This window comes from Nocardia wallacei, assembly GCF_029869545.1.
Lineage (GTDB): Bacteria > Actinomycetota > Actinomycetes > Mycobacteriales > Mycobacteriaceae > Nocardia > Nocardia wallacei_A.
Map to the genome: position 1 here is coordinate 1 of NZ_JARWQD010000131.1, position 9,228 is coordinate 9,228.

9 protein-coding genes are annotated in these 9,228 nt (G+C 70.6%); 8 read left to right on the forward strand and 1 reads right to left on the reverse strand.

The window, feature by feature from the left end; translation table 11 throughout:
• The 6 genes from infB to QH290_RS10555 all read left to right on the forward strand — a co-directional run.
• The coding region (gene infB, locus QH290_RS10530) for a translation initiation factor IF-2 (protein WP_280382708.1) at window positions 1–2,140 on the forward strand (2,140 nt) is incomplete at its 5' end.
• A gap of 252 nt (window positions 2,141–2,392) precedes the next feature.
• The gene (locus QH290_RS10535) at window positions 2,393–2,683 is read left to right on the forward strand and encodes a DUF503 domain-containing protein (RefSeq protein WP_280261319.1); all 291 of its coding nucleotides are present in this window, start codon (window positions 2,393–2,395) and stop codon (window positions 2,681–2,683) included.
• A 23-nt stretch (window positions 2,684–2,706) separates the two neighbouring features.
• Window positions 2,707–3,144, forward strand: a complete 438-nt coding sequence (rbfA, locus tag QH290_RS10540; protein ID WP_280261317.1) for a 30S ribosome-binding factor RbfA — start codon at window positions 2,707–2,709, stop codon at window positions 3,142–3,144.
• A gap of 40 nt (window positions 3,145–3,184) precedes the next feature.
• Complete coding sequence (locus QH290_RS10545) at window positions 3,185–4,189, forward strand: DHH family phosphoesterase (protein WP_280261315.1); 1,005 nt, start codon at window positions 3,185–3,187, stop codon at window positions 4,187–4,189.
• A gap of 124 nt (window positions 4,190–4,313) precedes the next feature.
• Complete coding sequence (locus QH290_RS10550; RefSeq protein WP_280382709.1) at window positions 4,314–5,729, forward strand: MATE family efflux transporter; 1,416 nt, start codon at window positions 4,314–4,316, stop codon at window positions 5,727–5,729.
• A 97-nt stretch (window positions 5,730–5,826) separates the two neighbouring features.
• Window positions 5,827–6,786 (forward strand): metallophosphoesterase family protein, encoded by a 960-nt coding sequence (locus QH290_RS10555; RefSeq protein WP_280261311.1) that lies wholly within the window; start codon window positions 5,827–5,829, stop codon window positions 6,784–6,786.
• 23 nt (window positions 6,787–6,809) lie between these two features.
• Here QH290_RS10555 and QH290_RS10560 read toward each other — a convergent pair whose 3' ends face one another.
• Window positions 6,810–7,316 carry a GNAT family N-acetyltransferase gene (locus QH290_RS10560; protein WP_280261309.1) on the reverse strand — a complete coding sequence of 169 codons (507 nt, stop codon included), beginning with the start codon at window positions 7,314–7,316 and terminating at the stop codon, window positions 6,810–6,812.
• Window positions 7,317–7,532: 216 nt separating this feature from the next.
• Between QH290_RS10560 and npt the strand changes: the two genes are divergently transcribed.
• Together npt and truB are read left to right on the forward strand one after the other, a co-directional pair.
• Window positions 7,533–8,198: a 4'-phosphopantetheinyl transferase Npt gene (npt, locus tag QH290_RS10565; protein WP_280261321.1), complete on the forward strand. Its 666-nt coding sequence runs from the start codon at window positions 7,533–7,535 to the stop codon at window positions 8,196–8,198.
• A complete protein-coding gene (gene truB / locus QH290_RS10570; protein ID WP_280261307.1) occupies window positions 8,198–9,124 on the forward strand; it encodes a tRNA pseudouridine(55) synthase TruB in 927 nt (308 codons plus the stop codon). The genes npt and truB overlap by 1 nt, the downstream gene beginning before the upstream one ends.
• The last annotated feature ends 104 nt before the right edge of the window (window positions 9,125–9,228 follow it).

The window sequence follows — 9,228 nt, forward strand, 5'->3', positions numbered from 1 at the left end:
GCCGCAGCGTGCCGCGCGTCCCGGCCCGGCCGGTGGTGGCCGCCCGGGTGGCGGTCGTCCCGGCGGCGGTGCCGGTGGCGGTCGTCCCGGTGGCGGCGGCGGTGGTGGTAACTACCGCGGTGGCGGCGGTGGCGGTGGCGCCGGTGCCGGTGCACCCGCGGCCGGTGGTTTCCGCGGTCGTCCCGGCGGCGGTGGCCGTCCGGGCGGTCCCGGTGGCCGCGGCGGTGCGGCCGGTGCGTTCGGCCGTCCCGGTGGCGCGCCCCGCAAGGGCCGCAAGTCGAAGCGGCAGAAGCGGCAAGAGTACGACTCGATGCAGGCCCCGTCGGTCGGCGGCGTGCGGCTGCCCCGCGGCAACGGCGAGATCATCCGCCTGGCTCGCGGCGCCTCGCTGTCGGACTTCGCCGAGAAGATCAACGCCAACCCGGCCTCGCTGGTGCAGGTGCTGTTCAACCTCGGCGAGATGGTCACCGCGACCCAGTCGGTCAACGACGAGATCTTCGAGCTGCTCGGCGGCGAGATGAACTACGTCGTGCATGTGGTCTCGCCCGAGGACGAGGACCGCGAGCTGCTGGAGAGCTTCGACCTCACCTACGGCGAGGACGAGGGCAACGACGAGGATCTGCAGGTCCGTCCGCCGGTGGTGACCGTCATGGGTCACGTCGACCACGGTAAGACCCGACTGCTGGACACCATCCGCAAGACCAACGTCCGCGAGGGCGAGGCCGGCGGCATCACCCAGCACATCGGTGCCTACCAGGTGCTCACGAACGTGAACGACGAGGACCGCCTGATCACCTTCATCGACACCCCGGGTCACGAGGCGTTCACCGCCATGCGTGCCCGCGGTGCGAAGTCGACCGATATCGCGATCCTGGTGGTCGCCGCCGACGACGGCGTCATGCCGCAGACGGTGGAGGCCATCAACCACGCGCAGGCCGCGGACGTGCCGATCGTGGTGGCGGTCAACAAGATCGATAAGGAAGGCGCCAACCCGGAGAAGGTGCGCCAGCAGCTGACCGAGTACAACCTGGTCGCCGAGGAGTACGGCGGCGAGACGATGTTCGTCAACATCTCGGCCAGGCAGGGCACCAATATCGAGGCGTTGCTGGAGGCCGTGGTCCTGACCGCGGACGCCGCCCTGGACCTGCGGGCGAATCCGGACATGGAGGCGCAGGGTGTCGCCATCGAGGCGCACCTGGACCGCGGCCGCGGTCCGGTCGCCACCGTGCTGGTGCAGCGCGGCACGCTGCGGGTCGGTGACTCGATCGTGGCGGGTGACGCCTACGGCCGTGTGCGTCGCATGGTCGACGAGCACGGCGAGGATGTCGAGGCGGCCATGCCGTCGCGGCCGGTCGAGGTCGTCGGCTTCACGTCGGTCCCCGGCGCGGGCGACAACTTCATGGTCGTGGAGGAGGACCGCATCGCGCGGCAGATCGCCGATCGGCGCAACGCGCGCAAGCGCAACGCGCTGGCGGCACGCAGCCGCAAGCGGATCAGCCTCGAGGATCTGGATGCGGCGCTGAAGGAGACCTCGGAGCTGAACCTGATCATCAAGGGCGACAACTCCGGTACCGTCGAGGCGCTCGAGGAGGCCTTGATGGGCATCGAGGTCGACGACGAGGTGCGCCTGCGCGTGATCAGCCGCGGTGTCGGTGGCGTGACCGAAACCGATATCAACCTGGCGTCGGCGTCGAGCGCGATCATCATCGGCTTCAACGTCCGCGCGGAGGGCAAGGCCACCGAGCTGGCCAACCGCGAGGGCGTGGACATCCGGTACTACTCGGTGATCTACCAGGCCATCGACGAGATCGAGAAGGCCCTCAAGGGCATGCTCAAGCCGATCTACGAGGAGGTCGAGCTGGGGCGCGCCGAGATCCGCGCGATCTTCCGCTCCTCGAAGTTCGGCAATATCGCCGGTTGCATGGTCACCTCCGGGTTGGTCAAGCGCAACGCCAAGGCCCGCCTGCTCCGCGACAACGTGGTGGTCGCCGATACGACGATCCAGTCGCTGCGCCGCGAGAAGGACGACGTCATGGAGGCCCGCGAGGGCTTCGAATGCGGTATGACGTTGAGCTACAACGACATCAAGGAAGGCGACGTCATCGAGGCCTACGAGCTTCGCGAGAAGCCGCGGGACTGAGTTGTTCCCGTCATCCTTGTTACGGCCAAAAGCACGCCGGAACCAGGATGACGGGAAATGGGGGTGCCGGGATGACGGGTAGCGCTTCTGCCGGGATGACGGGTAGCGCTTCTGCCGGGATACCGGGAAGCGTGTGTGCCGGGATACCGGGATGACGGGAAGCGCTTCTGCCGGGATACCTGGTACCGCCTGTTGTTTTCCTTTGGTCCCGGCATGCTTTTGGCCGGGACTATTCACAAATGAGGTGAGCCGTTGTTCGTCGGGGCGCTGGAGTTCGACATTCTGCTCGGCGACGTCCGTTCGCTGAAACAGAAGCGTTCCGTCATCCGCCCGGTCCTGGCCGAACTGCAGCGCTTCGGCGTGTCGGCGGTCGAGGGCGGGGACCACGATCAACATCGCCGCACACAGCTCGGCGTCGCGACGGTCAGCTCCGGGATGGGCCATCTCACAGAGGTGTTGGACCGGTGTGAACGCCACGTGGCGGCGCGTCCGGAGTTACAGTTGCTGGCAGTGCGCCGCCGGATCTTCGGACCCGAAGACTAGTCACTTACAAAGGAGGGTCGGCCATGGTGGATCAAGCCAGGGCACGCCGGCTCGCGAAGCGGATCGTCAACATCGTCGGTACCGCGATCGAGTACGAAATCAAGGACCCGCGGCTGAGTTTCGTCACCGTCACCGACGCGAAGGTGACCGGCGACCTGCGGGAGGCCACGGTCTACTACACGGTGATGGGCGAGACCATCGACGCCGAACCGGATTATCAGGGCGTCGCGGCCGGGCTGGAGAAGGCCAAGGGCGTCCTGCGTTCGAAGGTGGGCGCCGCCACCGGCATCAAGTTCACTCCGACGCTGAGCTTCGTCCTGGACACCGTCCCGGACGCGGCCCGGCAGATGGAGGAGCTGCTGGCGCGGGCCCGCGCCTCGGACGAGCAGGTGGCGCAGGTGGCGGCCAACGCGACCCACGCCGGCGACGCCGACCCGTACAAGAGCGACGACGAGGACTGACCGCCATCCGGCAGCCGCGCCAGAGAAGTGAGCTTTTGCGATGACAGCTGTAGCGCCGGCGGCGGATCTCGCCGCGGCCGTCGAGATATTGGACGCGGCGCGGTCGGTCACGGTGCTGTGCCATGTGCAGCCCGACGCCGATACCGTCGGCAGCGGGCTGGCGCTGGCCCAGGTGCTGCATCGGCGCGGGGTGCCGGTGCGGGTGTCGTTCGCCGAGCCCGCGGAGCTGCCCGCGTCGATGCGGGCGCTGCCCGGGATCGAATTCCTGGTGCCGCCCGCGCAGGTGCCGCTCGAGGTGGATCTGCTGGTGGCCGTCGACTGCGGCAGCGTCGGGCGGCTGGGTGCGCTGGCGGACCGGATCGCCGGTGCCGCAACGACTCTGGTGCTCGACCACCATCGCTCCAACACCCGCTTCGGCACGGTCAACGTGATCGACGAGACCGCCGAGTCGACCACCAGCCTGCTGGCCCGGGTGTTCGACGCCTGGGGCGAGCCGATCGATCGGCCGATCGCCTATTGCCTGTTCGCGGGCCTGGTCACCGATACCGGATGCTTCCGCTGGGCCGGGCCCGCCACGCATCGGCTTGCCGAGCGTTTGCTGGCAACCGGGATCGACGGCGCGGGCATCACCCGCACGCTGATGGACACCCATCCGTTCGGCTGGCTGCCGATGCTGTCGCGGGTGCTGGGGTCGGCCAGCCTGGAGCCCGGTGCGGCGGGTGGCGCCGGTCTGGTCTACGCGTTCGTGCGCCGCGACGATATCGACGGTCTGCGGTCGGAGGAGGTGGAAAGCGTCATCGACGTCGTCCGCACCACCTCCGAGGCCGCGGTCGCCGCGGTGTTCAAGGAGTCCCGCAGCACCCCGGGCCTGTGGACGGTGTCGCTGCGCTCCCGCGACACCGGCGTGGGGCTGGACGACGGCGTCGACGTCGCGCAGGTCGCCATGCGCCTGGGCGGCGGCGGGCACCGATACGCGGCGGGCTACACCACCACCGGCACCCCGGACGACCTGGTGGTGACGCTGCTCGCGGCGCTGCGGGCGTGAGCCGGAGTTCCGGGGCTGTATTCATCCCATGATGTCGGTGGTCTGTGCGATGGTGAAGGCGCGACGAGACGACCGGGAGGTGGCGTGGGTGGCAGCGGGGTGGGGAGCGTGAGGGTGGTCGGTGATGACGGAACGCGGTGAGGCCGCGGTCGGTGACGGTGCCGTCGCCGCCGAGGAGCCGGAGGATCCGTCCGGAGCGGGACCGCGGCGGATTCTCGGGATTGCCGTCCCGACGCTGGGTGTGCTTGTCGCCGAGCCGATCTACCTGCTGTGGGATATGGCCGTCGTCGGGCGGTTGGGCGCGCTGGCGCTGGCCGGGCTCGCCGTGGGCGGGCTGATTCTGGGGCAGGTCAGCACGCAGCTGACGTTCCTCACCTACGGCACCACGGCGCGATCGGCGCGGCGGTTCGGGGCGGGGGACAGGCGCGGCGCGGTCGAGGAGGGGGTGCAGGCGAGCTGGGCGGCGATCGGGATCGGGTTCGCGATCGTCGTCGTGCTGCAGGCGGTCGCGGGGCCGGTCACCGGTCTCGTCGCGGGCGGGCACGATATCGCCGACTCGGCGCTGGGATGGTTGCGGATCGCGCTGTTCGGGGTGCCGCTGATCCTGCTCACGATGGCCGGTAACGGCTGGCTGCGCGGGGTGCAGCAGACGCGGCGCCCGCTGGCGTACGTGGTTGCGGGACTGGTCGTTTCGGCCATCCTGTGCCCGCTGCTCGTGCATGGTCTGCTCGGCGCGCCGCGGTGGGGGCTGGAGGGTTCGGCCATCGCCAACCTGGTGGGGCAGGCGGTGGCGGCGGGGTTGTTCCTGGCCGCGCTGGTGCGCCGGTGCCTGCTCCCGGCCGACGATCCCGATCGGGTTTCGCTGCGGCCGCACCCGGCGATCATGCGCGCACAGCTGGTGCTGGGGCGGGACCTGATCGTGCGCAGCCTCGCCTTCCAGGCGTGCTTCGTCTCGGCGGGCGCCGTGGCGTCGCGCTTCGGCGCGGCCTCGGTGGCGGCGCACCAGCTGGTGCTGCAGCTGTGGAACTTCATCTCGCTGACCCTGGATTCCCTGGCGATCGCGGCGCAGACGCTCACGGGCGCTGCCCTCGGCGCGGGCAATGTGCCCGGCGCCGAGCGGCTGGCCCGGCGGGTCACGGCGTGGTCGACGCTGTTCGCGGTCGCGCTGGCCGTCTTCTTCGCCGCCGGGTACGCCGCCGTCCCGGCGCTGTTCACCACCGATCCGATGGTGATCGATCGGGCGCATGTCATCTGGTGGTTCTTCGTCGCCCTGATCCCCGCCGCGGGCGTGGTGTTCGCGCTCGACGGCGTGCTGCTCGGCGCGGGCGACGCCGCCTACCTGCGCAACACCACCATGGGCGCGGCGCTGGTCGGCTTCCTGCCGGTGATCTGGCTGTCGCTGGTGTTCGACTGGGGCATCGCCGGAATCTGGAGCGGACTGGCGGCCTTCATCGTGTTGCGTATGGTCGCGGTGAGCGCCCGGGCCCTGTCGGGCCGGTGGGCCCGCGTCGGGGCGGAGATCCCGCGGGGCGCCGGATAGGCCGGTCGATCATCGGAGCCGGGGCCGTGGGAATGTGGAGTGGACCGCTGCGGTTGCCGCATGCGGGGCGTGAGGCGAGTAGAGAGGGTCGTGCCTGGTGGTTCCGAAGTTGATGGCCGTGAGTGACATCCATGTCGGTCACCAGGGCAACAAGCCGGTCGTCGAGCAGATTCGGGCGGACTCTCCCGAGGATTGGCTGATCGTCGCGGGGGACGTGGCGGAGAAGTCCGACGACATCCGGTGGGCGCTCGAGATCCTGCGCGGCCGTTTCGCGAAGGTGATCTGGGTGCCGGGCAATCACGAATTGTGGACCACCGCAAAGGATCCCGTGCAGATGCACGGCGCGGCGCGCTACGACTACCTGGTCTCGCTGTGCCGCGACCTGGATGTGGTGACGCCCGAGGATCCGTTCCCGGTGTGGGAGGGCGCCGGCGCCGAGGAGCACGGCGGGTCGGTCACGCTGGCCCCGCTGTTCGTGCTCTACGACTACTCGTGGCGGCCCGCCGGGGCGACCACCAAGGCCGAGGCTATGACCATCGCCCGCGACCGCAATGTGGTCGCCACGGACGAATTCCTGCTCTCGCCGCAGCCGTACGTGACCCGCGATGCCTGGTGCCATGCCCGCGTGCAGTACACCAGGCGCCGCCTCGACGAGCTGGCCCCGGGCACGGCGACGGTGCTGATCAACCACTTCCCGCTGAACCGCGAACCCACCCGGATGCTTTTCTACCCCGAGTTCTCGCTGTGGTGCGGTACGGAGCTGACCGCGGACTGGCACACCCGCTACAACGTGGTCTGCTCCGTCTACGGGCACCTGCACATCCCGCGCACCACCTACTACGACGGCGTCCGCCACGAGGAGGTGTCGCTCGGCTATCCGCGCGAATGGCAGCGCCGCGGCCTGCCCGACAAGCTCCTGCGCCAGATCCTGCCCGCCCCCGAATACGGCCCCGACGACCTCAACGAATGGGGCGGGCACTTCAAGATCACCCCGGCCATGCGCGCCGCCGCGGCGGAAATGCGTCGCCAGGCCGACAAGCGCCGCGGCCTGGCCTGAGCGCCCACAGCGCTCGCCGGTGCTCAGCCCAGTCGGCGGAGCATGGTGATGCTGGTGGTGCCGACGCGGTTGGTCTTCTCGGACCCGGGGACGAGTGCGAAGCCGAGGCGCTCGTACAGCCGCCGGGCCGGGTTGGTTTCGCGCACGCTCAGGCAGACGGCGTCGTAGCGCGCGGCCGCCTCGTCGAGCAGGCGGGTCAGCAGCGCGGTGCCCAGGCCCGTGCCGCGCGCCCGCGGGGCCACGCCGATCGCGAGTTCGGGGGTGCGCTCGTCGACGAAGCCGTAGGCGGCGTTGTCGGCGGTGAACCGGCGGATCCACGCCGCACCCAGCGGAGTCTCCGGATCCGTGCCGCCGACGACACCGAGATCGTCTGCGCCGCCCCACTTCTCGACGTAGCGCGCGAGTTCCGGCACGGTGCGCAGATCCTCCACCACCATGCCCTGTTCGTCGGCGTGCGCCGCCTCGAACAGCATCGTCCACAGGAAGGGCTCGTCGGTCGCGACCGCGGGGCGCAGCAAAACTGACTCCATGATCTTCGACTGTAGGGGCCGGTCGGCCCGGGGCGCACGCGCCGCCGGAGGCGATGGTCGAACGCCCCCGTCCCGGCCCTCCGCTAGTCTCGTTGGGTAGTGCGGAGGTCGAACCAGGAGGCGGTCATCGAGGAGCGGGCGGGACACGGCGCGGGCGCGACGTCCGGCGGCGTGGGGCAGCAGGACGGGCAGGATCGCGCGGGTGCGCGGCCGCGGCTGCTCGGCAGGATTCTGCCCGCCGGGGTGGCGGCGGCGGAGCTGGTGCGGTACCCGCAGGAGCTGCGGGCGCATCCGGGTGAGGAGCATCTGATCGCGAAGGCGGTGGAGAAGCGCCGCCGCGATTTCATCGGCGCGCGCCACTGTGCGCGGCAGGCGCTGGCGGAGCTGGGCGAACCGCAGGTGGCCATCGGCAAGGGGGAGCGGGGGATGCCGCTGTTCCCGCAGGGGGTGGTCGGCAGCCTGACCCACTGCGACGGCTACCGCGCCGCCGCGCTGGCGCACCGGCTGCGCTGGCGCTCGGTGGGCATCGATGCCGAACCGCACGACACGCTGCCCGACGGGGTGCTGGATTCGGTGAGCCTGGAGGCCGAACGCGGCTGGCTGCGGGGCGCGATACCGGCCACCGGCCTGCACCTGGACCGGCTCCTGTTCTGCGCCAAGGAGGCCACCTACAAGGCATGGTTCCCGCTGACCCTGCGCTGGCTGGGCTTCGAGGACGCGCACATCACCTTCACCATCGACGACACCGGCAGCGCGGGCACCTTCCACAGCGAACTGCTGGTACCCGGGCAGACCAACGACGGCGGTGTGCCGCTGACCTCGTTCGACGGGCGCTGGCTGATCAGCGACGGGCTGATCCTGACCGCGATCGTGGCCGGTTGATGGGCGAGCGGCGCACCCCGCTGGTGAATGCGCTCGGCGGCCTGCTCATCGTCGACAAGGACGGCGGCATGACCAGCCACGACGTGGTCTCGCGATGCCGGAAGCTGTTGCGCACCCGCAAGATCGGGCACGCCGGGACGCTGGATCCGATGGCGACCGGGGTGCTGGTGCTGGGGGTCGAGCGGGCCACCAAGATGCTCGGACTGCTCAGCCTCACCACCAAGGCGTACTCTGCCACGATCCGGCTCGGCCGGTCCACCGTGACCGACGATGCCGAGGGCGAGGTCGTCGCGACCACTCCGGCCGGACATCTCGCCGACGCCGAGATCGCCTCCGCCGCAGCGGAACTGACCGGCGATATCGAACAGGTTCCGGCCACGGTCAGCGCGATCAAGGTCGACGGCGAACGCGCCTACGCCCGCGCCCGCGCCGGGGAGGACGTGCGGCTGGCCGCGCGCCCGGTCACCGTGAGCCGCTTCGACATCCTGGAACGGCGCGACATCGGTACGGGCGCGGCGGCTTTCGTCGATCTGGATGTCGTCGTGGAATGCTCCTCGGGCACCTACATCCGCGCCCTGGCCCGCGATCTGGGCGAGAAGCTCGGCGTCGGAGGACATCTCACCGCCCTGCGCCGCACCCGCGTCGGCCCGTTCACCCTCGCCCACGCCCGCACCCTCGAGCGGCTGGCCGACGATCCCACCCTGAACCTCGACATGGATTCCGCCGCCCGCCTGGCCTTCCCGCACCGCACGATCACCGCGGCCGAGGAACAATCACTGCGCGACGGCCGCTGGCTCGACCCCGTCGGCATCCCCGGCGTCCACGCGGCCCTCACCGCCGACGGCCGCGCCATCGCCCTGCTGGAGGAAAAGGGCAAACGCTCCTCCCCGACCTTCGTCATCCGCCCCCGCGGCCTCCTCGACTGACCCTCCCGCCCCCAATTGGGGTTTTGGCCCCCCCCCACCCCCCCCGGTGGTGGGGGGGGGGGGCGCGCAAAGGGGGGGGGGGGGGGGCGGCGGGGGGGGGGCGG